General features: G+C 41.7%; 24 protein-coding genes and 2 pseudogenes. 25 read left to right on the top strand and 1 reads right to left on the bottom strand.

All coding sequences use genetic code 11. From position 1 onward, the window contains the following. The 9 genes from fsa (at position 1) to ACE1TI_RS05695 (ending at position 8,235) form a co-directional block, all read left to right on the top strand. On the top strand, positions 1-645 hold the full coding sequence (fsa, locus tag ACE1TI_RS05735) for a fructose-6-phosphate aldolase (RefSeq protein WP_375006617.1): 645 nt from the start codon (positions 1-3) through the stop codon (positions 643-645). A gap of 236 nt (positions 646-881) precedes the next feature. Further along, positions 882-2,168: a UDP-N-acetylglucosamine 1-carboxyvinyltransferase gene (locus ACE1TI_RS05730; protein WP_375006616.1), complete on the top strand. Its 1,287-nt coding sequence runs from the start codon at positions 882-884 to the stop codon at positions 2,166-2,168. Between the two features lie 29 nt (positions 2,169-2,197). Next, complete coding sequence (gene glpX, locus ACE1TI_RS05725; RefSeq protein WP_375006615.1) at positions 2,198-3,166, top strand: class II fructose-bisphosphatase; 969 nt, start codon at positions 2,198-2,200, stop codon at positions 3,164-3,166. Positions 3,167-3,525: 359 nt separating this feature from the next. Further along, positions 3,526-4,803, top strand: coding sequence for a transcription termination factor Rho (rho, locus tag ACE1TI_RS05720; protein WP_375006614.1), 1,278 nt, complete (start codon positions 3,526-3,528; stop codon positions 4,801-4,803). A 164-nt stretch (positions 4,804-4,967) separates the two neighbouring features. Further along, on the top strand, positions 4,968-5,213 hold the full coding sequence (locus tag ACE1TI_RS05715; protein WP_375006613.1) for a type B 50S ribosomal protein L31: 246 nt from the start codon (positions 4,968-4,970) through the stop codon (positions 5,211-5,213). A 403-nt stretch (positions 5,214-5,616) separates the two neighbouring features. Continuing rightward, the gene (locus ACE1TI_RS05710; RefSeq protein WP_375006612.1) at positions 5,617-6,237 is read left to right on the top strand and encodes a thymidine kinase; all 621 of its coding nucleotides are present in this window, start codon (positions 5,617-5,619) and stop codon (positions 6,235-6,237) included. A gap of 158 nt (positions 6,238-6,395) precedes the next feature. Beyond that, a complete protein-coding gene (locus ACE1TI_RS05705; protein WP_375006611.1) occupies positions 6,396-6,932 on the top strand; it encodes an RNA polymerase sigma factor in 537 nt (178 codons plus the stop codon). Further along, complete coding sequence (locus ACE1TI_RS05700) at positions 6,925-7,767, top strand: hypothetical protein (protein ID WP_375006610.1); 843 nt, start codon at positions 6,925-6,927, stop codon at positions 7,765-7,767. The genes ACE1TI_RS05705 and ACE1TI_RS05700 overlap by 8 nt, the downstream gene beginning before the upstream one ends. Before the next feature lie 87 nt (positions 7,768-7,854). Next, positions 7,855-8,235 carry a hypothetical protein gene (locus ACE1TI_RS05695; RefSeq protein WP_375006609.1) on the top strand — a complete coding sequence of 127 codons (381 nt, stop codon included), beginning with the start codon at positions 7,855-7,857 and terminating at the stop codon, positions 8,233-8,235. Between the two features lie 94 nt (positions 8,236-8,329). On the opposite strand, the gene ACE1TI_RS05690 is transcribed toward ACE1TI_RS05695, so the two are convergent. Further along, entirely contained in the window at positions 8,330-9,658 is a 1,329-nt protein-coding gene (locus ACE1TI_RS05690) for an FAD-dependent oxidoreductase (protein WP_375006608.1), read from the bottom strand. 148 nt (positions 9,659-9,806) lie between these two features. Between ACE1TI_RS05690 and prfA the strand changes: the two genes are divergently transcribed. The 16 genes and pseudogenes from prfA (at position 9,807) to atpB (ending at position 24,679) form a co-directional block, all read left to right on the top strand. Further along, complete coding sequence (gene prfA / locus ACE1TI_RS05685) at positions 9,807-10,880, top strand: peptide chain release factor 1 (protein WP_375006607.1); 1,074 nt, start codon at positions 9,807-9,809, stop codon at positions 10,878-10,880. Further along, on the top strand, positions 10,877-11,764 hold the full coding sequence (gene prmC / locus ACE1TI_RS05680) for a peptide chain release factor N(5)-glutamine methyltransferase (RefSeq protein WP_375006606.1): 888 nt from the start codon (positions 10,877-10,879) through the stop codon (positions 11,762-11,764). The genes prfA and prmC overlap by 4 nt, the downstream gene beginning before the upstream one ends. Positions 11,765-11,841: 77 nt before the next feature. Continuing rightward, complete coding sequence (gene spoIIR, locus ACE1TI_RS05675) at positions 11,842-12,489, top strand: stage II sporulation protein R (protein WP_375006605.1); 648 nt, start codon at positions 11,842-11,844, stop codon at positions 12,487-12,489. A gap of 150 nt (positions 12,490-12,639) precedes the next feature. Next, entirely contained in the window at positions 12,640-13,710 is a 1,071-nt protein-coding gene (locus tag ACE1TI_RS05670) for an L-threonylcarbamoyladenylate synthase (protein WP_375006604.1), read from the top strand. A gap of 138 nt (positions 13,711-13,848) precedes the next feature. Next, complete coding sequence (locus ACE1TI_RS05665; RefSeq protein WP_375006603.1) at positions 13,849-14,391, top strand: manganese efflux pump MntP; 543 nt, start codon at positions 13,849-13,851, stop codon at positions 14,389-14,391. Positions 14,392-14,451: 60 nt separating this feature from the next. Then, positions 14,452-14,913 (top strand): low molecular weight protein arginine phosphatase, encoded by a 462-nt coding sequence (locus ACE1TI_RS05660; RefSeq protein ID WP_375006602.1) that lies wholly within the window; start codon positions 14,452-14,454, stop codon positions 14,911-14,913. An 18-nt stretch (positions 14,914-14,931) separates the two neighbouring features. Continuing rightward, a pseudogene (locus ACE1TI_RS05655) lies at positions 14,932-16,235 on the top strand (methyl-accepting chemotaxis protein). A 48-nt stretch (positions 16,236-16,283) separates the two neighbouring features. Continuing rightward, positions 16,284-16,724, top strand: a complete 441-nt coding sequence (gene rpiB / locus ACE1TI_RS05650) for a ribose 5-phosphate isomerase B (RefSeq protein WP_375006601.1) — start codon at positions 16,284-16,286, stop codon at positions 16,722-16,724. Between the two features lie 109 nt (positions 16,725-16,833). Next, on the top strand, positions 16,834-17,385 hold the full coding sequence (locus ACE1TI_RS05645; RefSeq protein ID WP_375006600.1) for a TIGR01440 family protein: 552 nt from the start codon (positions 16,834-16,836) through the stop codon (positions 17,383-17,385). A gap of 186 nt (positions 17,386-17,571) precedes the next feature. Next, positions 17,572-18,822, top strand: coding sequence for a serine hydroxymethyltransferase (glyA, locus tag ACE1TI_RS05640; RefSeq protein ID WP_375006599.1), 1,251 nt, complete (start codon positions 17,572-17,574; stop codon positions 18,820-18,822). Between the two features lie 370 nt (positions 18,823-19,192). After that, complete coding sequence (upp, locus tag ACE1TI_RS05635) at positions 19,193-19,822, top strand: uracil phosphoribosyltransferase (RefSeq protein WP_375006598.1); 630 nt, start codon at positions 19,193-19,195, stop codon at positions 19,820-19,822. Positions 19,823-19,992: 170 nt separating this feature from the next. Further along, complete coding sequence (locus tag ACE1TI_RS05630) at positions 19,993-22,290, top strand: S8 family serine peptidase (RefSeq protein WP_375006597.1); 2,298 nt, start codon at positions 19,993-19,995, stop codon at positions 22,288-22,290. A 552-nt stretch (positions 22,291-22,842) separates the two neighbouring features. Next, a pseudogene (locus ACE1TI_RS05625) lies at positions 22,843-22,944 on the top strand (helix-turn-helix domain-containing protein); the annotation flags it as partial. A gap of 340 nt (positions 22,945-23,284) precedes the next feature. Further along, positions 23,285-23,518 (top strand): AtpZ/AtpI family protein, encoded by a 234-nt coding sequence (locus ACE1TI_RS05620; protein WP_375006596.1) that lies wholly within the window; start codon positions 23,285-23,287, stop codon positions 23,516-23,518. Continuing rightward, positions 23,515-23,886, top strand: a complete 372-nt coding sequence (locus ACE1TI_RS05615) for an ATP synthase subunit I (RefSeq protein WP_375006595.1) — start codon at positions 23,515-23,517, stop codon at positions 23,884-23,886. Before ACE1TI_RS05620 ends, ACE1TI_RS05615 begins: the two co-directional genes overlap by 4 nt. Positions 23,887-23,950: 64 nt before the next feature. After that, positions 23,951-24,679, top strand: a complete 729-nt coding sequence (atpB, locus tag ACE1TI_RS05610; protein WP_375006594.1) for a F0F1 ATP synthase subunit A — start codon at positions 23,951-23,953, stop codon at positions 24,677-24,679. Positions 24,680-24,700 lie beyond the last annotated feature (21 nt).

Raw genomic sequence — 24,700 nt, 5'->3', positions numbered from 1 at the left:
ATGAAATTTTTCATTGATACGGCAAGCTTAGACCAAATAAAAGAAGCTCACGAACTCGGCATATTATCTGGGGTTACGACAAACCCAAGCTTAGTTGCTAAAGAAGGGGTCGATTTTAAGGAACGCCTTCGTGAAATTACAAATCTGGTGAAAGGTTCCGTGAGCGCTGAAGTTATTTCTACAGAAGCGGAAGGTATGGTTACGGAAGGGCGGGATTTAGCAGCTGTTGCCCCTAATATCACCGTGAAAGTCCCTATGACTACAGAAGGTTTGAAAGCGGTTAAGGTTTTTTCGGAGGAAAATATCCAAACCAATGTTACCCTTGTATTTTCTTCTGTTCAAGCCCTCTTAGCCGCAAGAGCAGGAGCAACATACGTATCTCCGTTTTTAGGCCGGTTAGATGATATTGGTCACAATGGTCTCGACTTGATCAGCGAGATTTCAGAAATTTTTAACGAGCACGGCATTGATACAGAAATCATTGCAGCTTCTGTACGCCACCCTCTTCATGTCTCAGAAGCAGCAGCTCGAGGTGCGCATATTGCTACTCTTCCAATGAAAATTATCTCCCAGCTGGTACAGCATCCTTTAACAGACCAAGGAATCGAAAAGTTTCTCAGTGATTGGGAAAACCGTTCCCGCTAATGAAGGAAAAAGAGTCCGGCAGAGCAGGATGTCGGGCTTTCACCCTTTTTGTCAGAAATGAAAATTTTTTCAATATGGATGTCTTCTTGTGCGTCTAACCGTCCAAGAGGTTGTCCATAATGAAAAAAAGATAAGAAAAAAATAAAAAGAAAGACGTTAAAATATTTTCTTATCTTCCGACAAAATAAAGATGAGCATCATCACAACGAGACTATGAATGAGGAAGTGAAACGCTCATGGAAAAGTTGATGGTTGAAGGAGGACATCCTTTAAACGGAAAGATACATATCAGCGGAGCCAAAAACAGTGCAGTAGCACTAATTCCTGCAGCAATACTGGCTGATTCCGTTGTTTCCATTGATAACCTGCCAAAGATTTCTGATGTGGAAACATTAGCATCCCTGCTGGAGGATATAGGAGCATCTGTATCCTATGAAGGCAGCAGTATGACGATTAATCCTAAAAAAGTCATTCCTATGCCTTTGCCAAACGGGAGGGTGAAAAAATTAAGAGCGTCATACTATATGATGGGGGCGATGCTTGGTAAATTTAAACGGGCAGCTATCGGCCTTCCAGGAGGCTGCAACCTTGGGCCTCGGCCTATTGATCAGCACATCAAAGGTTTTGAAGCGCTCGGAGCCAAAGTAACCAATGAGCATGGAGCCATTTATTTGCGTGCAGACAAACTGCAGGGAGCCCGCATATATTTAGACGTAGTAAGTGTAGGGGCAACGATTAATATTATGCTTGCTGCAGTGAAAGCCGAAGGTCGTACCATTATAGAAAACGCGGCAAAAGAACCCGAAATCATTGATGTAGCTACTCTGTTAACGAGCATGGGAGCAAAAATTAAAGGAGTAGGCACAAACGTGATTCGGATTGACGGAGTTGATGAATTAAACGGATGTGCTCATTCTATTATCCCCGACCGGATTGAAGCAGGAACATATATCATAGCCGCTGCAGCTATGGGAGAAGAAGTTCTTATAGACAACGTTATTCCGGACCACCTTGAGTCCCTTATAGCCAAGCTTAGGGAAATGGGCGTCCGCATCGAGACAGGGGATGATCAGATCTTGATACAATCCTCTCCGGATTTAAAGAGTATTGATATTAAAACACTAGTATATCCAGGATTTGCGACTGATTTGCAGCAGCCTGTAACCGTGCTTTTAACAAAAGCTCAAGGGACGAGCATAGTGACAGATACTATTTATAACGCTCGTTTTAAGCATGTGGATGAACTGCGCCGGATGGGAGCAGATATCAAAGTAGAAGGTCGTTCTGCCTTAATAAACGGAAAAAAACGCTTGCAAGGTGCAAGAGTAAAAGCAAGTGATTTGAGGGCAGGGGCAGCATTGGTTATTGCCGGTTTATTGGCAGAGGGTGTAACAGAAATCACTGGAATGGAACACGTGGACCGGGGATATGAAGACTTAGAAGAAAAATTATTAACTTTAGGAGCAAATGTGTGGAGAGAAAGGCTCAGCACAGAAGAAGCAGAACAAGTAAAAAGCTCTTAAGGTAAAGATAAAGCAGGAGGGGAACAGGTATGGAAAGAAGTTTATCGATGGAACTTGTTCGTGTTACGGAAGCAGCTGCATTATCATCAGCACGCTGGATGGGAAGAGGAAAAAAAGAAGAAGCAGACGATGCGGCTACCAGTGCAATGAGGGATGTATTTGATACGATCCCGATGAAAGGTACGGTGGTCATCGGCGAAGGGGAAAAAGATGAAGCCCCGATGCTCTACATAGATGAAAAACTCGGCAATGGATACGGTCCCAGGGTCGATGTGGCAGTAGACCCTCTTGAAGGGACAAATATCGTGGCAAATGGGATGTGGAATGCTCTTGCAGTAATTGCAGTTGCTGACCACGGCAACTTGCTGCATGCTCCTGATATGTACATGGAAAAAATTGCAGTCGGACGACAGGCAGTTGGAAAAGTAGATATTAATGCTCCGATTGAAGATAACCTTAAAGCTGTGGCGGAGGCAAAAGGCAAAGATGTAGAAGATGTCGTTGTTACTATATTAAACAGAGACCGCCATAGCAAATTGATTCAAGATATACGTGATGCAGGAGCAAGAATAAAACTTATTCAAGATGGTGATGTCGCAGCAGCCATGAATACAGCGTTTGAAGAAACCGGGATTGATATTTTAGTCGGTTCCGGTGGAGCCCCAGAAGGTGTTTTATCCGCCGTTGCTTTGAAATGCCTTGGCGGGGAACAGCAAGCGAAGCTGCTTCCAAGAGACGATGCTGAACTTGCTCGCTGTAAGAAAATGGGTATTGAAGATATAAACCGTGTTTTGCACATGGAAGATCTCGTCGGAGGCGACGATGCAATATTTGCGGCAACAGGCGTAACCGATGGTGAATTGCTGAAAGGTGTCCACTATAAAGGAGCCCATGCCACTACACAATCCCTGGTCATGCGTGCTAAATCCGGAACCGTCCGCTTTGTCGATGGTAAACATAACGTGAAAAAGAAACCAGATTTTGTTATAAAACCATAAAAAACATAGAAAAAGCTGCTATCGATTTATTAAAGCAGCTTTTTTCTGTTTTTATTCAGCTTTTAGCCATCTTTTCTATTGCCAGAAGAAAAAAACGTGTTTAAAATGATTAAGAAGCGGGAATAAAGGAAAGATGAATAGCTCATACGTTTTTCCCCCTATGAAAAACTTAATGGATGAATGAGCTGACTAATGTTCAGCGGACATTCGACCTGCACCAATTCCACTCCTTTGAACGGAACGTTTCCCTAAAAAGGGTTTGACCCATCCCATCCATAATACGAACTCTCATGATGAAATAATATGGTGTATTGATAGATAAATAAAAGAATGAATAAGAAGAAAAGTGGTGACGATTTTTGAGTGTAAACATAGCAGAATTAGAAAATAAAACGCTGAAGGAGCTGTACAGTTTAGCAAAAGAATATAAAGTCTCCTACTACAGCAAGCTGACGAAGCGAGAATTAATATTTGCTATTTTAAAAGGACAAGCAGAAAAAGACGGATTAATGTTTATGGAGGGCGTTCTTGAAATTATTCAGACCGAAGGCTACGGATTTTTACGCCCTATCAATTATTTGCCAAGTTCAGAGGATATTTATATTTCAGCTTCCCAAATCCGCCGGTTCAGTTTAAGAAATGGCGACAAAATTTCAGGAAAAGTTCGGCCTCCAAAAGATACAGAACGATATCACGGTTTATTGATGGTAGAAGCGGTGAATGGAGAAGACCCGGATACGTCAAAGGAAAGGCCTCATTTTCCGGCGCTGACCCCTCTCTATCCAGAAAGACGCATGACTTTAGAAAATAAGCCGGGACGAATCAGCTCCCGCTTGATTGATTTGATCACACCGGTAGGTTTTGGACAGCGCGGTCTTATTGTAGCTCCGCCAAAAGCAGGGAAAACTTCGCTTTTAAAAGAAGTAGCAAACAGCATCACAGAAAATCACCCGGAAACCGAGTTGATTGTACTTTTAGTAGATGAACGTCCAGAAGAAGTAACGGATATTGAGCGCTCTGTAGACGGAGATATTGTAAGTTCTACCTTTGACGAGTTGCCTGAAAACCATATTAAGGTAGCAGAACTTGTCCTCGAACGAGCGATGAGGCTTGTAGAACATAAAAAAGATGTAGTTATACTGATGGACAGCATCACTCGTTTAGCCAGAGCGTACAACCTCGTCATCCCTCCGAGCGGCCGGACCTTATCGGGTGGTATTGACCCTGCAGCATTCCACCGGCCAAAACGTTTTTTCGGTGCGGCGCGTAATATTGAAGAAGGCGGAAGCTTAACGATTTTGGCAACAGCTCTCGTTGATACGGGTTCTCGAATGGATGACGTGATTTATGAAGAATTTAAAGGCACGGGGAATATGGAACTGCATCTGGACCGCCGCTTAGCAGAGCGCAGAATCTTCCCATCCATCGATATTCGCCGTTCTAGTACCAGAAAAGAAGAATTGCTTGTTTCTAAAGACCATTTAGAAAACCTATGGGCTATTCGTAAAACGATGAACGACTCCCCTGAATTTGTGGACCACTTTATTCGCCGATTGAAACAGACAAAAACAAATGATGAATTTTTTGAGGAAATGGAAAAAGATAAATCAAAAGGAACAGCGGCAGGCCGAAGGTAAAAGTTTTCAGGGGAGATGAGGATTTTGTATGAAGTGTGTTGAAAAAATGTCTGCCCCTTGATATAATCTCGTTATGTGTGAAATAGACTCTGACATATTGTGATGATGTAAAGTTCACAGGTATGTCATCATCATAAGACATCAGGTCGGAAGGAGTGAAAACGATGAAACAAGAAATCCATCCAGATTACAAAAAAGTAGTGTTTATGGATACAAGCACAGGTTTTAAATTTTTGAGCGGTTCTACAAAAGGTTCAGAAGAAACGATTGAATGGGAAGACGGAAACACATATCCTCTTATTAAAGTAGAAATCAGCTCCGATTCTCATCCGTTTTACACTGGGAAGCAAAAGCTTGCCGATGCAGGCGGACGTATCGACCGTTTCAAAAAGAAATACAATCTCAAGTAAAGTCTTGCAGGTTGAAACAGGCAAGGGAACGCCACTTGCCTGTTTTTTTTATTGTTTAGGAAATTATGTTTTTATAAGTTGTGGATAACTATCTCCATATTGTTTGATCCGCGTCTAGCTTCAGCGCCCAGCCTCTCGGAGGCCCAAGACGGTTTGGAACTTTTGCTAGAATCGCGAACATCGTGTTCGCAACGCAAAAGTCACCACATCCTGTGGAAGTAAGAGCGCCTTTTAGTGACTGGAGAACATTTACCTGTCGAGGCTGATCAGGGCGCTTGCGCTTTTGTTCATGAATAAAAAAGTACATACTTTTTCTTATTGCTTAAGACGACCAATTCGGGGAAAATAAAGACAGAAAAACGGAAGATCTCTCTTAATGAATGTTTGATAAGGTGTGAGTTTCATGTATGTGATCAGAAAAGAAGGTTGGATGGAGGTCATATGCGGCAGCATGTTCTCCGGTAAATCTGAAGAATTGATCAGGCGTGTCCGCCGCGCTGCTTATGGCCAATTAAATGTGGTTGTATTTAAACCAGTATTAGATAATCGTTTCAGCGATGAAGAAGTGGTATCTCACAATGGCACGAAAGTGTGGGCTAAAGCAGTAACAGGCTCTGCAGAAATCCTCGAAGAATTAGAAGAAGACGTGCAAATGGTAGCAGTGGATGAAACTCAGTTTTTTGATGAAGATATTGTACCTGTCGCTCAGCAGCTAGCGAATAATGGCATCCGTGTTGTCCTGGCAGGGCTGGATCAGGATTTTCGTGGAGAACCGTTTAAGCAGGTAAGAGAACTGATGGCCGTGGCTGAAGATGTAACAAAATTTCAAGCCGTCTGTCCTTGCTGCGGATCGCCTGCTTCTAGAACACAGCGGCTTATTGATGGTAAGCCTGCTCATTATAATGATGAAATAATATTAGTCGGTGCAGACGAATCCTATGAGCCGCGCTGCCGTCACTGCCATGAAGTGCCGGGTAAGCCGGAAAAATCCGTTAATCTTGCAATTAAAAACAAAATAACATAAGTTCTTATACATTTTGACGCTTCTGCTGTATAAATCAGTTAGAAGCGTTTTTTTTACCACGTGACGCATCACAAAAAATCAGCACATCTTATGTACGTTTTTGTAACTTTCTTGATTAATCGAACGTTACACCATTAAAAATAAACGGAGGGACCGTGATGAGCGATCATGAATTGATAGAGCGGGCCCGATCTGGAGAGGATGCAGCCTTTCAAGTGTTAATTGAAAGGTATTATCGAACGGTTCAAAAGTTCGCTTTCCAAATCGGAGTCCATCCCTCGAGTGTAGAAGATGTGACACAAGAAGTATTTTTAAAAGTTTATCGATCCATTTCTTCTTTTTCAGGGGGAACATTTACGACTTGGCTCTATTCCATTACCTTAAATACGGCAAGAGACTTAATACGAAAAGAGAAAAGGCAAAAACGAAATATCCAGGCTGTGAAAGAAAAAAGTAAGCGGAAAATATATGGAGAAACAGACAGCAGTGAAGACAACTCGAAATTACACGAAGCCATTAAATCGTTACCTGAAAAGTATCGTATTCCTTTGATTTTGCATTATTTCCATGATAAAACGTATCGGGAGGTCAGTCAAGTTACCGGTGATTCGGAAACTGCGATCAAAACAAGGGTGATGAGGGCTAGAAAACAGCTGAAAGAATGGTATGAGAAAGCAGGTGTGATTCATGAATAATTCTTTTGATGAGCAAATGAGGCAATTAAAAGAAGAGTATGACCGCATGCCGGACCAAACAACACCAGATCGCATTTGGGCGCATGTGAAATATTCTAAGCCAAAGCGTAGAATCCGATTCTCTTGGTTAGGCACTACCGTTGGAGCTATAGCAGCTGCTTCCCTTGCAGGGTTATTAGTCGTCAGCCAGTCGGATGTTTCTCCTGATGGTGAAGATAAAGGTGCGCATCTGGCGCCTTATGATAACCGGGAATATGAAGAGCGTCATAATATTGATGACGAGGAAAACAATAATAATGTGTTCGAAGAACCGAATACGGAACCTTCCGAAAAAAGGGATTCTGAAAAAGAAATTTCTTACTTGATTGAAGGAATGGAGGAAACAGACACATTCAAACTTCTAGAGGAGACAGGTTTTTCGTTTTCCACTTATATTCCTGAGCATTTTCAGGCAGAAGTTACAGAGGAAAATGAAATAGCAATATATGCTGCGTTTACGCCAGAGCAGGAGCAGACTGATACTCCTGTTTGGACGATTCAAGAATCCTCGGCCCGAGCAAATGAGACCATGGAAGAAAAAGCAGCTGAATGGGAAGAAGAATATGAAGCGCAAGGTTACGAGCTCGTTCAAAAAGAAGAGGGAAAAAATCTGACCTTTGGAGATTATGCCGCTACCTTTGAAGGGGCCGAGTACTCGTATCTAACTGTCATTGGAATAGAAAATAACGGAACAACTGTAAAATGGGAGCAGACTTATCCGCCAGAAATGGGAGACGGTTTAGCTGCCAGAGAAGCAGTCGTCATGGAAGAATGGGAATGGAAAGAAGCGGAGTAAATATAGGTTGAAGAATGAGACCTTCAAATCTGGAAACCCTAAAGATGCAGGAACTGTAAAAATGGTTTCTGTAAAGGGGTTGTTAGAATGAAAAGGTCGGCAATCATTGCTGTAGTTGGCACACTTTTATGCACATCTGCTTGTCAAAACGATCTTTCCCCAGACGCTGATGATCAAGCCATTAATCAAAGCAGTCCCTCTGATTACAACCAGGGGCCGGGTAATATTTCCATGACAACAAATAAACAAACGCAGGGCAGTGACAAAGATATGGTAGAACGCATTGCAAAGCGGCACGGATTTTCCCCAATGTATGTCACTTTTGGCGGCAGGCATGCTTATTTATATGTAAATGCTGATAATTCATGGGGGAAAAAAGAGAAAGAGCAAAAGCTTACAGAACTTCGGAAGGAATATAAACAAGAGATTCCACGGTATGAAGTAAATGTGCAAGTAATGAATGAGTGAATGGTATTATGCCGAGATAAAAGCTGCCATGATGTGGATCAAAAGAGAGAAAAGCGCAGGGACTTACCTGCCCTTTCTGCTTTTGATCCGTTTTTTATTTAGCTCGTCGTATCGTTTGCTGAATCGGATCCCAGACTCCATTAAATGGCGGAGCGTAAGATAAATCGAGGTCTTCAAATTCTCCCAGCGACATCCGGTGAAATAGTGCCGTTGCTAATACGTCAATCCGTTTATCAGCTCCGGATTCCCCAATAACCTGACCGCCGAGCACCAGGTCATTATCGGTTCGGTAAATGATTTTTATATGAAGCTTTTTCTTGTTTTCAAAATATCCGGCAATGTTTGTGCCGGTATGAAGAATGGTGTCATAAGGAAACTTCATCTGCTTTGCTTCTGTCTCAGACAAACCGGTTTTTGCCAGCGTTAAGTCGAAAAAACGCAGAATGGCAGTTCCCACAATTCCTTGAAACGCCTTTGGTTTTCCAGCCATATTCAGTCCGGCCGCACGGCCTTGTTTATTTGCATGAGTGCCAAGTGGAATATAATCATCTTTTTCTTTCAAACGGTGAAATTGAGTTGCACAATCTCCTGCTGCATAAATGTCTTCTATATTTGTTTCCATATAGCGGTTTACCTGTATAGCTCCATTATTTTTTAAAATAATACCGGTATCTTTCACGAAATCAGTGTTCGGTTTAATACCTGTAGACACAATGACCAGATCCGTTTCATATTCGTTTTGATCGGTAACAACTTTTTGAACAGCCTCTGTCCCTTCAAAAGCTTCCACAGATTCTTCTAACGCCAGTTCTACGCCATGTTTTTTTGCCTCATCCATGACAATATCTCCCATATCTTCATCAAACATTTTGGCAATACGATGATTTCTTTCGATGATTCTCACATGACGTCCTGTTTCCACTAAGTTCTCGGCAAGTTCAAGTCCGATGTATCCGCCGCCGATAATGGTTACGTCTTTTACTCCTTTAAGGTCATCGATAATATTTTCCAAATCCGGAATGGTTTTAAGCGCATGAATTCCTCTTAAATCTCGACCTTTCCAGTCTGGTATGATAGGAGATCCGCCTGTGGCAATAAGAAGTTTATCATAAGGCAGTTCAAAAGGCTGGTTTATTTCAAGGTTTTTTCCTTTTACTATCTTCTTCTCTGTATCTACAGCTGTGACCTGGTGAAACACTCGAGCATCAATGCCGTATTTTTCACGGAAAGTCTTAATATCTCTTGCTATTAAGTTTTCTGTGCTCTCCACAGCCCCGCTGATAACATAAGGCAGGCCGCATTGAGCATAAGAATAAATTTTACCCATTTCAAGCGTTGTTATATTAGCATTTTCTGTGTTTCGGACTATTTGCATAGCAGCACTCATGCCGGCTGCATCTCCTCCTACAATAACATAATCCATGAAAAATCCCCCTTATGTAAATGTCCTAAACCCTAGCAGGTATTATTCCCTATTATGAAAAATAAAAACCTTTTTCTTCAGCTTTGACGGAAGAATGGTATTGTATTATAATTGTACTGTTATGCAACGGATAAAGAGGTGAACGCTTGTGTTAGATCGATTACAAGCCGTAGAGAATCGTTATGAAGAATTAAATGAATTACTAAGTGATCCGGAAGTAATTAATGATTCAAAAAAATTAAGAGAACATTCAAAAGAACAATCCGATATCGCAGAAACCGTTCAGACCTATCGAAAGTACAAGGAAGTAACATCTCAGCTTGATGATGCAAAATCTATGCTTGAAGAGAGCATGGATGACGAGATGGAAGATATGGTTAAAATGGAAATTGAAGAGCTTTCGGAAAAGAAGGAAGAACTGGAAGAAAAGCTTAAAGTTCTGCTTTTGCCGAAGGATCCAAACGATGATAAAAATGTTATTGTAGAAGTGCGCGGCGCAGCCGGAGGCGATGAAGCTGCACTGTTTGCCGGTGATCTTTATAAAATGTATTCCCGGTTTGCAGAGAAAAACGGCTGGAAGGCTGAAGTGATTGAGGCAAGTCCTACAGAGCTGGGCGGATATAAAGAGATTATTTTCATGATTAATGGAGAAGGCGCTTATTCTAAAATGAAATATGAAAACGGTGCTCATCGTGTACAGCGGGTGCCAAGCACCGAATCAGGCGGCCGTATTCATACGTCTACCGCTACGGTAGCAGTGCTGCCGGAAGCAGAAGAAGTCGAAGTAGAGGTCCATGAAAAGGATATCCGTGTGGATACCTTTGCTTCAAGCGGGCCGGGCGGACAGAGTGTTAACACAACCATGTCTGCGGTAAGATTAACGCATGAACCAACGGGTATCGTGGTGTCTTGTCAGGATGAAAAATCCCAGATAAAAAATAAAGACAAAGCGATGAAAGTACTTCGCGCCCGAATTTATGATATGTACCAAAGAGAAGCAGAAGCCGAATATGCAGAAAATCGTAAGTCTGCTGTCGGAACTGGCGACCGTTCTGAACGGATTCGCACGTATAATTTTCCGCAAAGCCGTGTGACAGACCATCGAATTAATTTAACGGTTCAAAAGCTGGATCAGATTTTACAAGGTGAACTCGATGAAATCATCGATTCTCTTATTGTAGAAGAACAAGCAGAAATGATGGAAAAGGCGGGCGAATCATGATAAAGCCAGCCTTCGTATTTGAAGCCCTGCAGTGGGCTTCTTCTTTTTTAGCAGAAAACAACAGAGAACAAAGAGCCGCTGATTTATTAATGAGGCATCATTTAGATGTGAGCTGGACCGAATTTCATCTTTCTAGAAGAGAGAATCTGCAAGAAGATGTTTGGCAGGCTTTTCAGAGGGATGTCATACTTCACAGCAAAGGCATACCAGTCCAGCATTTAATGGGGTATGAAGAGTTTTACGGCAGACGTTTTAACGTTAGTGAAGATGTGCTGATTCCAAGACCTGAAACAGAAGAGTTGGTTGATGGAGTAATCTCGTGGCTTAAACAGCAGAACAAACAAAATGCAGCAGCTGCGGATATTGGTACAGGCAGTGGAGCGATCGCGATTACCCTTGCTCTTGAACTTAAACAAATTAAGGTTACAGCCGTTGATATAAACGAAATGGCATTGAACATGGCTGCCAAAAATGCAAAAGCATTAGGAGCCCATATCGATTTTCTGCAAGGAGATTTATTATTACCTTTAATAAAAACAGGGCGGATGTTTGATGTAATCGTATCAAATCCTCCTTATATACCGAAAAAGGAATGGGAGGAGCTTGATCCCCTCGTAAAAGAATATGAACCGCAATTGGCGCTTATCGGTGAAGGAGACGATGGTTTGCACTGTTACCGAAAGATGGCTGCTTCTCTGCCTGCGATTTTAAAGGAGGACGGTCTGGCTGCCTTTGAAATAGGAGTTAATCAAGGAGATACGGCCGCAGCGATTTTTAAAAAAGCTCTTCCTGATGCAAAGGTAAGCGTCCGTTTAGATATAAATGGAAAAGATCGCATGATATTTTGTGAAAGAGGCAAGGCTTCTGAACGTACAAGTTCTTAAAAATATTGTCGAGCGATTATCTGTTTAAGGAATGGCGGCACTGTCCACACTGATGCTGAAAGGACGGTGCCAGGCCGATGAGAAATAAAGCACTTATATATGTTATTTTTCTTGTACTTATCGCATGGCTGCAAATGGAACAGCAGCAAAATGCTTCAGCTTCCAATCCTGGAGTAAATGCTATCCCTGAAGAAGCAATTCGTCTCCGGATTCTTGCCCATGACGATTCGCCAGAAGAACAGATTCTTAAAAGAAAAGTACGTGATGCAGTAAATCAAGAAATACGTACACTGGTTGAAGGGTTGTCAGAAAAGGAAGAAGCAAGGAAAACAATTGATGACAATCTTTCTAACCTAGAGAACATTGTTCAAGAAGTGATAAATAACAGTGGTTCCTCTCACAGCTTTTCCATAGCTTTAAAAGATCAAGTGGAGTTTCCGACAAGAATTTATGGACCGCTGGTATATCCTGCAGGGAATTATGAAGCGTTGGTTGTTTCTATTGGAGAAGGCGAAGGAGAAAATTGGTGGTGCGTCTTATTCCCGCCATTATGTTTTATTTCAACAGATGATGAAGAAGACCCTGCTCAAAACGAAAAAGGATATGTGGATAACAATAGTAAAACTGTGGATTCTGTGGAAAAAAACCAGGATAAGGTAGATGAAGAAAAAGAATACTCCTTTTTCGTTGTGGAAAAGTGGAATGAATGGTTTGGGAAAAGCTGAAAAAATGTCATGAAATCCCTAATATAAAGGGGGTATATAAGTTATCTACAGGTTGGGTTTCTCTTGTGGGTAACTTTTTTTAATTGCCATAATGCCTTATACATTCTTATAATAATAGGGGTTGAGGGATCAAAATAAAGGGTGAAAAACATGAGTTATAAACAAACAACAGTCTGGGATGTGGATAACTTTGAAGGCAAAAGCTTTTCAGAACCCGGTATAAAAGAAGCGGGTTTGTGGATAAAGAGAGGCGAAGTTATTGCATTCCCGACAGAAACAGTTTATGGACTGGGAGCCGATGCAACTAATGACGCAGCGGTGGAAAAGATTTTTGAAGCAAAAGGAAGGCCGGGAGATAACCCCCTTATTGTTCACATCGACGATCAAAAGCAATTAACTGAATTGGCTTCATCGGTACCTCATTTGGCGAGACAATTAGCGGACTGCTTTTGGCCGGGACCACTGACGCTTATTGTGCCAAAAAAAGAAGCAGTCTCCGAAAAAGTGACAGCCGGGTTATCTACAGTAGCTGTACGTATGCCTGATCATCCAATTGCGCGTGCATTAATCAAAGAAGCAGAAGTGCCGGTAGCTGCTCCAAGTGCAAATCGATCTGGAAGACCTAGTCCGACGAAAGCTGAGCATGTGAAACATGATTTGAATGGCCGGATAGCTGGAATTGTGGATGGAGGTCCCTCTGGTTATGGATTGGAGTCCACCGTGGTTGATTGCACAGGAGAAAAGGCGTGGATTCTTCGCCCCGGCGGAATTACAAAAGAACAACTAGAAGATGTATTAGGAAAAAATCAAGTAGGCATCAGTGGCTGGGAAGAGGAAAATCAAGCAAATATAACGACTGAGTCTCCGAAAGCTCCAGGCATGAAGTACCGTCATTACGCTCCAGAAGCACCTTTAATATTGTTAAACGGAAATAAAAAAGTAATCTTAAACCGCATCAAACAAGAACAAAATAAAGGAAACAAAGTAGCAGTATTAGCCGTAGAAGAACACAAGAGAGACTTAGAACATGCAGCCGATACCTTTGTTTCCCTGGGATCTATAAACAACCTAGAATATATTGCAGCCCAATTATATGATAATCTCCGCCAGGCAGATCGCACAGAAGCGGATATTATTTTGTGTGAAACATTTAGCACAAAAGGCGTGGGGCTGGCAATCATGAACCGACTTGAAAAAGCGGCCGATGCGTATGAAAAATAATATACTTTCTTGGATTGTCTCAAGACCACGTCTCTGTTCTGATTAGGCATCACATAGAATGCTTGTACGCTTTCTTTTTGAATGTTCCTTTCTGGACTTGCATAGAGTGTATAAGCATGTCCGGAAAGGAGACGGGGTATGGGCGGATGGATTATACTAGCTACTATGGCTTCTGCTTTGAGCATGGATGCCTTTTCGATGTCACTGGCAATAGCTATGAAAGGTGCAGAAAAGATAAACAAGCTGTTAACAGCCTTTATTGTAGGGTTTTTTCACATGCTAATGCCTTTTATCGGTCTATACGGAGGACGTTTGATCGCTTCATCTTTTGAAAAAATGGCGATTATCACCGGTGGTATTCTCCTGTTTATAATTGGTGTTCAAATGATGTGGGCAGGATGGAAAAGCACCGACCGATCGGGAGGAGTCATTTTCCCCCGTGGAGCCGGAATGTTGTTTTTTGCTGTGCTGGTGAGTTTGGATAGCTTTTCAATTGGAATTACATTAGGCATTTTAAATGCTGCTCTAGTACCAGTGCTTTTAATGTTCGGATTGTTCAGTGCTTTCTTTACTTGGGTCGGACTAGCATTAGGAAAGCATCTTCAGCATACTTTTGGGCGTTATGGCGAAATCTTCGGAGGAATTATTTTGTTAAGCTTCGGCTTAAAATTATTGTTATAATCTAAATTGTAATATGTGGTAAAATAGAATAGGATCAAGCTAAAATAACAAAGGAAGGATGTGGAAGCCATCATAAAACATGTGCTGTTTGTATGTACTGGAAATACGTGCCGGAGTCCGATGGCAGAAGCATTGTTCCGTGCAAAAATTGATAATAATATAGAAGTACAATCAGCCGGAATCCATGCAATCGCAGGAATGCCGGCGTCCGACGGAACAATGGAGGTATTAAACGAAAAGAATATCACTTTAGAGCACGAATCCAAACCTTTGACCGAGGACTTAGTTAATTGGGCTGATATTATTTTGACGATGACAAAAAGTCATCACGAAATGGTTGTTCATACTTATCCTCAAGCTGCCGATAAAATATTTACATTAAAAGAATTTGCCGTGGAAGCAGAGAAGGATATGGGGGATATCCTTGATCCAATTGGGGGGACAACTGAGACATACCGGGCAACTGCAGAAGAAATGGATCAGCTGCTCGAAGCGGTTTTAAAGAAAATAAAAAATATGTAATAAGAAAGGTGTCCAACAATGAGGGGAAGTAAGGAAAACTCGTATCGATTCAGTATTCGCAAAAAGCTGGTAATGGGGATCAGCGCCCTGTCTGTCGTAACATACGGAGTCAGTGCGTTTTTTATTTTTGTACTGGCTGATATGATTCCTGAATTATGGGGGATTTCAAAGATGTATTTATTGTTTTAACTTTAGTACTGGGCTGGCTGTGGAGCGGCATTTTAGCTTATTTTTATCAGCTCCACTTCTTACAAAGCCGCTAAAACGCCTTGAATTTTCAGCTCGGAAGGCAGCATTCGGTGACCTACAAGATGATGTAGAAGTCGCAAATTCAGACGATGAATTACGAGGGCTTGGTTCGGCTTTTAATGATATGCTTAAAAGTCTGCGTATAATGGTCACAGATATTGAAAACAATTTTAAACAGACTAGCAGTAAAGTATCAGAAATTACACAGGCATCAGATGAAGCTTCCAAAAAAGCAGTCAACATATCAAGCACGGTAGAGGAAATCGCTGCCGGCGCAGAGCATTCGGCACAAGCTATTCAAAATACAGCAGAGTCGATGGAGGATGTCACTCGTATTGCGGCACAAGTGCAAACAAAAGCGAATGAATCTGATGTGTCTGCTAAGGAAATGGTAAATACATTAAATACCAGTAAAACAGTAATTCATTCTCTTGTAGATGGAATCAAACAATTAGAAGCTGATAATCAAGCATCATTACATGCAGTAGAAGCACTCAATCAACAGGCTGAAAAAGTAGAAGAAATTATTGGATTGGTTGGAGATATTTCGGAACAAACCAATCTTCTGGCCTTGAACGCCTCCATAGAAGCTGCGCCGGGCTGGTGAGCATGGAAAAGGATTTGCCGTTGTCGCTGATGAAGTGAGAAAGCTGGCAGATGAAAGCTCAAAAGCTGTTCAAGGTGTTCGGGAGCTTATCCAAAATATTCAATCTGAAGTTCAGAATGTCGTTTCGAAAATAGAAAAACAAGTTAAAGTGGCTAATAGTGAATCAGAAAAAGGAACAGAGACAAGCAGCGCTTTTACTGAAATGGAAACCACTGTTCAAGGGGTAGCTGCAGCAGTGCAGGACATCACTTCGCTGATTGATCAGCAAATGCAAGCGATCGAAAATACTTCAAGGGAATCACAAGAAGTAGCAGCGATTGCAGAAGAAACTTCGGCCGGGGCAGCTGAAGTTTCTTCTGCTGCGGAAATCCAATCAGATGTTATCCGCGCTTGTCCAGACAAAGGACATGATCTGTCCAAACAAGCAGAGCAGCTTAAAAATACGATAGAAAAATTTACAACGTGACGGGAACGTGAGAACATAAAAGAAAAGATAAAAGAAAGGATGACTGTCGTGAAACTTGCTATAGGCTCTGATCACGCAGGGTACAAGCTTAAAGTAGAAGTTATAAAAGTATTAGAAGATATGAATATCGATTTTGAAGACGTTGGTTGTGACTGTACAGATTCTGTAGATTATCCAGATTTTGCGCTGCCGGTGGCAGAAAAAGTAGCCGCTGGGGAAGTGGACAAAGGTATATTAATTTGCGGTACCGGTATTGGGATGTCTATTTCAGCTAACAAAATAGATGGAATCCGCTGTGCTCTTGTTCACGATGTATTCAGTGCAAAAGCAACTAGAGCTCATAATGACTCTAACATTCTTGCAATGGGAGAGCGGATTGTTGGCCCCGGGCTTGCTGGTGAAATTGTGAAAGCGTGGCTGGAAACAGACTTTGAAGGCGGCCGCCATGCTAAGCGTGTAGATAAAATGATGGCTATCGAAGAAAAGTAAATGCCTGGCAGGACGGACCTTTTAAGGGTCCGTTTCTTCTTTTTCGCCTTAAATCATTATTTTTCCGAAATTCTCATTTTTATGATACCTTAAATAAGAGGTGATCATCATGAATGATGCAGCAAAACAATGGCAATCATCCTTAAGAATCTGTCTGAACACTATTTCATCACACATCAGGCTGGATCAAAATCATATATTTGTTATCGGATGCAGTTCAAGTGAAGTCATAGGAGAGAAAATTGGCACGGCTGGATCAGAGGATGCAGCAAAAGCTTTATATGAAGTGTTTACGGAATTTAAAAAAGATACAGGAGTTCATCTTGCATTTCAGAGCTGTGAACATATAAACCGTGCACTTGTAATAGAACGAGAAACAGCCAGAGCTTTTCGGCTTGAAGAAGTAACTGCAATTCCCCACCGTAAAGCAGGCGGGGCGATGAGTACGCATGCATATGAACAATTTTCAGATCCTGTCGTAGTTGAGCATATAAAAGCGGACGCTGGTATCGATATCGGAGACACATTTATTGGAATGCACTTAAAACATGTCGCTGTTCCTATTCGCAGTGAAGTTAAATCCATAGGAAATGCACATGTTACGATGGCTAAAACAAGACCTAAACTTATAGGCGGAACCAGAGCAAAATATCCTGAGTAATAATGCTTTATTCAACACGCTTCTGAAGGTGTTCGTTCTAAAAACTTAATATTTTTATCTTTTTTTAAATTAAAATACGGATTTTAACCATTTATTCATGTTACAATATGCGTTGAATGAAAAAATAAGTGAGAAACACGAATGAACGAGAGAGATGCATAGGAAAGAAAGGGGTAAACATTTTTTATGGAAACCATCAAAAATCAAGATCCAAATGTTTTTGCAGCGATTAAGGACGAACTCTGCCGGCAGCGCGAAAAAATTGAGTTAATTGCATCTGAAAACTTTGTAAGCCGTGCTGTCATGGAAGCACAAGGCTCGGTTTTAACAAATAAATATGCAGAAGGTTATCCAGGACGTCGTTATTATGGCGGCTGTGAACATGTAGATACTGTAGAAGATTTGGCTCGTGACCGCGCAAAAGAGATTTTTGGAGCAGAACACGCAAACGTGCAGCCTCATTCCGGTGCGCAGGCAAACATGGCTGTATATTTTACAGCACTTGAACACGGAGATACTGTACTAGGCATGAACCTTTCCCATGGCGGCCATTTAACTCACGGAAGTCACGTTAACTTCAGTGGTATCCAGTATAACTTTGTAGAATACGGTGTGACAAAAGAAGATCAGACAATTGATTATGATGCCGTGATAGAAGCTGCAAAAGAGCATAAGCCTAAAATGATCGTCGCTGGTGCCAGTGCTTATCCACGCGAAATAGATTTTAAAAAGTTCCGTGAGATTGCTGATGAAGTTGGCGCCTATCTAATGGTGGACATGGCTCATATCGCAGGACTTGTCGCAGCAGGCGTACATCCTAATCCAGTTCCGCATTCTCATTTTGTAACGACAACCACGCATAAGACATTGCGCGGACCTCGCGGAGGCTTAATTTTGTGCGAAGAAGAATTTGCTAAGAAAATAGATAAAGCTGTTTTCCCTGGATTGCAAGGCGGACCATTAATGCATGTTATTGCAGCAAAAGCAGTATCGTTTGGAGAAGTGCTGCAAGACGATTTTAAAACCTATGCAGAAAACATCGTGAAAAATGCGAAGCGTTTAGCAGAAGCCTTGAAAAGTGAGGGCATCGACCTTGTATCTGGCGGGACAGACAATCACTTATTGCTTTTGGACTTGCAAAGCCTTGGTATTACAGGAAAAGTTGCTGAAAAAGCATTGGATGAAGTTGGTTTGACTACCAATAAAAATGCTATTCCGTTTGATCCGGAAAGCCCCTTTGTAACAAGCGGTATCCGTATTGGTACGGCAGCTGTAACTTCTAGAGGTTTCGGAGAAAAAGAAATGGACGAAATTGGTTCCATCATGGCTCTTACTTTGAAAAATCATGACCATGAAGAATCCTTAAAAGCGGCTGCTGAGAGAGTAGACGCCTTAACAGAACAATTCCCTATGTATGAATTTCTGTCTGTAAAATAAAGCGAAACTGGAACTGGGTCCACAGCACATCGGGCTCAGTTTTTTTTATAACTAAAGTGTATGGGTTAGGTCGAAGAGGAGTGGGATCCTGAAAAAGAGACTGGAGTTACAGGTCGGTTACCAAGACCGGTGTGAAATTTCGTTACGCCCTTCACAGCCACCAGTTTAAAATAAGCTCCACCAGCAGCCTAGTCATTCACTTAAGTTTTTTCCAAATATAAATAATCTGAATCATTGGCCTTTTTGTCAGACCTTGAAGGTGTTTATGTTTTTCTGTAGAATTTCAAAAGAATGAACCTGTCCGTTGAACAGTTAATTAGATAATATTTCCCCGGCTGTAGCCGGGGTTGCAAAGGAGCCGATTTCTTATATGGGGAAGGTACATGTATTAGATCATCCATTAATCCAGCATAAGCTGACGTTTATCCGAGACGTTTCCACCGGAACAAAAGAGTTTCGAGAGCTGGTAGATGAAGTAGCAACATTGATGGCTTTTGAAATTACCAGACATCTTCAATTGCAGGAAGTAACTGTGGAAACACCTGTAGGGCCAGCGAAATCCCATACGCTGGCAGGTAAGAAATTGGGCATCGTCCCAATATTAAGAGCAGGTCTTGGCATGTCTGATGGTATCTTAAAGCTCATACCGGCAGCTAAAGTGGGCCATGTTGGGTTGTACCGCGATCCGGAAACATTAAAACCAGTGGAATATTATGTGAAGCTCCCGAGTGACGTAGCAGAACGGGAATTCATTGTTGTCGATCCAATGCTGGCTACTGGCGGTTCTGCTGTAGAAGCTATTACAAGTTTGAAAAAGCGCGGGGCAAGCAATATTAAGCTGATGTGTTTGATTGCTGCTCCGGAAGGCGTAGAAATTGTGCAAGAAGCACACCCTGATGTAGATATTTATCTAGCATCACTTGATGAAAAACTAAACGAAAAAGGATATATCGTGCCAGGTCTAGGCGATGCCGGAGACCGTTTATTTGGCACAAAATAATATAAAATAGCTTCAGCAGTAAGATTCCTGTTGGAGCTTTTTTTTATTCCCTCGAGTTATCGGTTCTCTCACCCTCCTGTCCTTCTTCCAATAATTATTTCGAATAATTTTTATTGCTTGCTGCAACATAAATAGAAGCAAGATTTTTTAGGGACAGGAGGAGCAAAAAAATGAAAAAAAACAACAAAAAGGAGGCTTTAACGAAGCAAAAAAAAGTAATAATGATCCTCCTTGCCGTCATTATATGTGTGACAGCCTCTTTTACGGATAAAGGCTTCATGAAAACTTCGCATGCGCAGGAAAAGCCAGAGACAGCTATCGTTGCTGTTGAAGATAATACAACCTTAAAGGAAGTTCGGGAAAAACTTGAAAACGGCATTCCAAATATAGAAATTCTCCGCTCCTATAAAAAAGGGTTTAAGGGGCTTGCCGTTAAATTATATCCCTCTCAATTAGATCTCCTTTCGACTGTTGAAGGAGTGAAGCGGGCAGATGAATCCGCAGCTTATAACACATCCCTGAAAGATAGTGTACCCTTTATTGGAGCAGAAGCAATCCGTGGACTGCTTGACCAGCGCGGCGTACACCTAACAGGGAAAGGAATTAAAGTGGGAATCATAGACACAGGTATAGATTATAATCATCCTGATTTGCATCGTAATTATAAAGGCGGATATGATTTTGTAGATAAGGATGATAATCCTCTAGAAGGAAAAGACAAAGAAGGAAAAGAAACGATGCATGGTACCCATGTTGCAGGAATAATTGGTGCAAATGGAACCGTCAGAGGAGTAGCACCAGAAGCTGATCTATATATGTACCGCGCCCTTGGACCAGGAGGCCAGGGATCTACTGAGCAAATATTGGCAGCTATTGATAAAGCAATTGAGGATGAGGTGGATATTTTAAACCTTTCCCTCGGAAGCCCTATTAACGGGCCGGACTGGCCGACAAGTGAAGCTCTTGATAAAGCAGCTGAAGCTGGAATCGTTGCAGTTACTTCAAGCGGGAACAGCGGCCCTGCCATGTGGAGTGTAGGGTCGCCGGGCACAGCAGATAAAGCTATATCAGTGGGAGCTTCCATTCCACCATTGCGCATGCCAAAAATAACCTTATTTAACCAGCCGGAACTATCTATATCTATTCAGCCTATTCAAGGAACTGCTCCATGGCAGTTCCGTCGCGATCTGCCGTTGGTTGATGGCGGCCTTGGGATGAAGGAAGATTTAAAATCAATAAAAGGAAAAGCAGTATTAATTGAACGCGGCGGCATTCCTTTAATCCGAAAAATTGTAAACGCACGCAAGGCCGGAGCAGATGCAGTACTGATATACAATAATGTAGCTGGATCGTTTGCTGCCGGCACGGAAGAAATTCAGCCTGTTCCTGCAGTAACGATTACACGCGAACATGGAGAACAACTGCGAAATGCAATTGAAGAAAAAGATAAAAAATCTTCTTCTGCAGTTTTGCGGACGGTTTTAGAGGAAGAAACGGATCACATGGCATTTTTCAGTTCAAGAGGTCCAGTCACTAGGTCGTGGAAAATTAAACCGGATGTCGTTGCTCCCGGAGTGGATATTGACAGCACCGTTCCTCACGGTTATCTTGCTTTAAACGGCACAAGTATGGCTGCGCCTCACATAGCAGGTGCCGCTGCTTTATTAAAACAAGCAAGACCGGAGTGGAGCCCTGAACAAATTAAAGCAGCTTTGATGAACACAGCTGTGGCTTTAAAGGATGACAGTGATAATGATTACCCACCGTTTGTTCAAGGAGCAGGGAGGGTTGATATGACAAAAGCGATACGCACAGACACGCTTGTCTATCCGGGAACATTATCATTTGGGGTCTGGACGTTAGGAGATGAAAAAAGAATTCATGAAGAAACTGTGGTTGTCGAAAATCACTCTAAACAGACAAAGACATATTCATTTCGTACAGAGACTGATTCGTTTCTAGGTTTAAGATGGGAACTTCCAAAACGAATGACTTTAAAGCCCGGAAAGAAAAAAGAAGCTAAGATTCGCCTGGAAATAGAAGCCGGAGCGGTTGATTATGATCAGCTTGACGGTGTATTGACGGTAGAAGGCGGTAACGAAGATATTCGTCTTCCCTATTTATTATTTATTAATGAACCCGATTACCCACGTATAGGTGCCTTTGATTTGCAGCCATTTGGGAGAAACAGAGGGTACCAATATGAAGTTTATATGCCGGGTGGGGCCGAAGAGCTTCAAATTGCATTATATGACCCGGACACCTATGCATTTGCCGGTATTCTAGATAAAGAAAAAGATATCAAACCGGGCTTGTATGAACAAAAGCTCTCCGTGAAAGACCTCCCGGTACCAGAGGGGAAATACAGAGCGGTAGTTTATGCTAGAGCTGGCGACAAGGAAGAAGTTATCGAAACGATCATTCATTTAGAACAGACGAGAATAGATGAAAAACGATCGAAACGATAACAATAAGGAGTTTGCCGGTGGAGGGCGACTCCTTTTTAGATGGAATAACAATGAATGAAGTTGTTGCAAAATAAAACGTTTTCATCATGCAAAAAGAGCTGTCTGTTTATCTGTTACGTGCAGACACAGCTTTCTTTCAGAAAATATCAACAGATGATGGGCACGTCCTCGTTCCGTAGTGCTGGAAAAAGAACAGGTATTATCGTCGTCTGCATTTCTAATTTGCGGAGAGGAAGGAACGGGAAAGAGATCTGTAGCGATGGCCCCTCACCATTACCGAATCAATGCAGCATAAGGCCAATGTCACGTGCAGGTGGACAAAGATATAGATGAAATAGGAATGCAGCGTCTGATCATGTTATTAAAAAAGTCGTCAGGCACCTTTTTTATATAAAATATTGGGAAAAGCTTTCGCACAGCCAAATACGAAATATTTTAGAAACGCACAAGGTTCTTTCTAACCGAAAAGGACTTGGAAAGGGAAGAAAAAGTCGATACCGGTTCCATTATTAACTTTTTCTAAGCTGTTATCAGAAATAGAAAAAGATATTATTACTCGTTCTACATGAGGAAAATATGAATCAAAGTCAAACAGCGAAAAGGCTTGGCATTAACCGTTCTACTTTATGGCGAAAACTTAAACAAGGAAAATAAACCTAACGACACAAATTAGGTGTTATATGACAATATAACCTATTTTTTACAAATTCGTATATGAACGGAAAATTGTCACTTAATAGTCACATTTTATAAATGCTGAGAAGCCTGCTATGACAAGAATTTTTCTTATTTAACACATTGACATAAAGTGTTGGCTATTGTACGATGACAAAGGGAATGTGAGAGGGTTTACATATAAATATCGCCAAACATTCTGAAATTTCAACATGAACTGTTCACACTAGTTTGATTGATATTTTCTGACGCTGCTTCATCAGGCAGCTGTTTTATTCCTCTTCACATCCTATCCAAAACATTGCAGATGGAGGCTGACATGACGAACGAGAAAAAACCTCCAAAGTCGTTTCAAACCATGGCCTTAACCTCAGCTGTTTTATCGTATCTAGTAGGTCCAGTGTTAATTGGTATTTTCAGTGGAAGGTGGCTAGATGGTCAATTTGGAACGGAACCTTTATTTTTGATTGTCGGCCTGCTTGGCGGAATTGCAAGCGGAGTGTACGGACTAGTCCGTCTGCTTGAAAAATATTTAGGAGACGACCAAGAGTGAAGACTTTCGAGGGAAATGTAAAACGTTATGTTCTGCTAACTTTATGTGCAATGTCTGTGTATTTTTTTGGATGGGCAGTCATGCCTTATAATAAGGTCTTTTTCAGCTTGGGAACCGGAGTGCTTATTGGACTTTTTAATCTCTTGAGTATGTCCCGGGAAGTGAAAAAGTTTGGTGAAGCAGAAGGGAAACAGAAAAGAAAGTTTACATTTGGTATGCTGTCGAGATTTGCGGCAGGTGCCTTAGCTGCAGTTCTTTTTGTTCGCTTTCCTGAACACTTTCACATTATAGGGCTTGTTGCCGGAATTGTAACACCCTATGTTATTATCCTTATATCATCCTTGTTTCAAATCAAACAAACTTCCTAGTTAGTGGACAAGCATGGAGCGAGGGACAGCAGCTGACAGATTATTTGTAAAGGGGTGAAGAAGTTTGGACCATCATGCGCCGATAGTTTATGATCTGTTTGGAATCTCAGGGTTTCATATCAACCTGTCCAATATTATCATGTTAACGGTTTCGGCTTTCATTGTGTTTTGCATTGGTTTTTTCAGTGCAAGAAGCTTAAAGATGAAGCCTTCTGGCATGCAAAACGGATTTGAATGGATCATAGACTTTGTGAAAAACACGATCAACAGTGCAATGGACTGGAAAACAGGCGAAAGGTTCTTTGGACTTGGTATCACTATTTTTCTTTGGATTTTTGTTTCGAACATGCTTGGCATTCCATTTATGATTGTCAATCATGAGACACATGAGCTTTGGTGGAAGTCTCCGACAGCAGATCCTGTCATTACAATGACTTTTGCTGTAATGGTAATCGTGCTGACTCACTATTATGGAATCAAGATTAAAGGGGCCAAGGAATACGGAAAAGGTTACTTCAAACCGATACCTTACCTTTTCCCATTAAAGGTTTTAGAGGAATTTACAAATACATTGACGCTGGGCATGCGTCTTTTTGGTAACTTGTATGCAAAAGAAATCCTATTAACTTTGCTTGCAACCGCTGGGGGAGCAAGTTTGTTAGGAGCACTGGCTGCCGGTCTGCCTATGATTGCCTGGCAGGCGTTCAGTATATTTATCGGTGCCATCCAAGCATTTATCTTTTTAATGCTTACAATGGTTTACCTGGCACACAAAGTAGCAGATGATCATTAATTCATAATGAATTATTATCTT

Source organism: Alteribacillus sp. JSM 102045, from assembly GCF_041949975.1.
Lineage (GTDB): Bacteria > Bacillota > Bacilli > Bacillales > Marinococcaceae > Alteribacillus.
Note: the sequence above shows the minus strand (reverse complement) of the source record. Positions and strands in the feature narration are given on the sequence as shown.

What these genes read in the sequence shown, in the direction of transcription:
- ACE1TI_RS05670 (WP_375006604.1), top strand. Translation starts at nt 12,640, where the DNA reads ATGAGTTATAAACAAACAACAGTCTGGGATGTGGATAACTTTGAAGGC.
- glpX (WP_375006615.1), top strand. Translation starts at nt 2,198, where the DNA reads ATGGAAAGAAGTTTATCGATGGAACTTGTTCGTGTTACGGAAGCAGCT.
- ACE1TI_RS05665 (WP_375006603.1), top strand. Translation starts at nt 13,849, where the DNA reads ATGGGCGGATGGATTATACTAGCTACTATGGCTTCTGCTTTGAGCATG.
- ACE1TI_RS05630 (WP_375006597.1), top strand. Translation starts at nt 19,993, where the DNA reads ATGAAAAAAAACAACAAAAAGGAGGCTTTAACGAAGCAAAAAAAAGTA.
- ACE1TI_RS05705 (WP_375006611.1), top strand. Translation starts at nt 6,396, where the DNA reads ATGAGCGATCATGAATTGATAGAGCGGGCCCGATCTGGAGAGGATGCA.
- fsa (WP_375006617.1), top strand. Translation starts at nt 1, where the DNA reads ATGAAATTTTTCATTGATACGGCAAGCTTAGACCAAATAAAAGAAGCT.
- ACE1TI_RS05710 (WP_375006612.1), top strand. Translation starts at nt 5,617, where the DNA reads ATGTATGTGATCAGAAAAGAAGGTTGGATGGAGGTCATATGCGGCAGC.
- ACE1TI_RS05700 (WP_375006610.1), top strand. Translation starts at nt 6,925, where the DNA reads ATGAATAATTCTTTTGATGAGCAAATGAGGCAATTAAAAGAAGAGTAT.
- upp (WP_375006598.1), top strand. Translation starts at nt 19,193, where the DNA reads ATGGGGAAGGTACATGTATTAGATCATCCATTAATCCAGCATAAGCTG.
- ACE1TI_RS05730 (WP_375006616.1), top strand. Translation starts at nt 882, where the DNA reads ATGGAAAAGTTGATGGTTGAAGGAGGACATCCTTTAAACGGAAAGATA.
- ACE1TI_RS05645 (WP_375006600.1), top strand. Translation starts at nt 16,834, where the DNA reads ATGAATGATGCAGCAAAACAATGGCAATCATCCTTAAGAATCTGTCTG.
- glyA (WP_375006599.1), top strand. Translation starts at nt 17,572, where the DNA reads ATGGAAACCATCAAAAATCAAGATCCAAATGTTTTTGCAGCGATTAAG.
- ACE1TI_RS05690 (WP_375006608.1), bottom strand. Translation starts at nt 9,658, where the DNA reads ATGGATTATGTTATTGTAGGAGGAGATGCAGCCGGCATGAGTGCTGCT.
- spoIIR (WP_375006605.1), top strand. Translation starts at nt 11,842, where the DNA reads ATGAGAAATAAAGCACTTATATATGTTATTTTTCTTGTACTTATCGCA.
- ACE1TI_RS05620 (WP_375006596.1), top strand. Translation starts at nt 23,285, where the DNA reads ATGACGAACGAGAAAAAACCTCCAAAGTCGTTTCAAACCATGGCCTTA.
- ACE1TI_RS05715 (WP_375006613.1), top strand. Translation starts at nt 4,968, where the DNA reads ATGAAACAAGAAATCCATCCAGATTACAAAAAAGTAGTGTTTATGGAT.
- ACE1TI_RS05695 (WP_375006609.1), top strand. Translation starts at nt 7,855, where the DNA reads ATGAAAAGGTCGGCAATCATTGCTGTAGTTGGCACACTTTTATGCACA.
- prmC (WP_375006606.1), top strand. Translation starts at nt 10,877, where the DNA reads ATGATAAAGCCAGCCTTCGTATTTGAAGCCCTGCAGTGGGCTTCTTCT.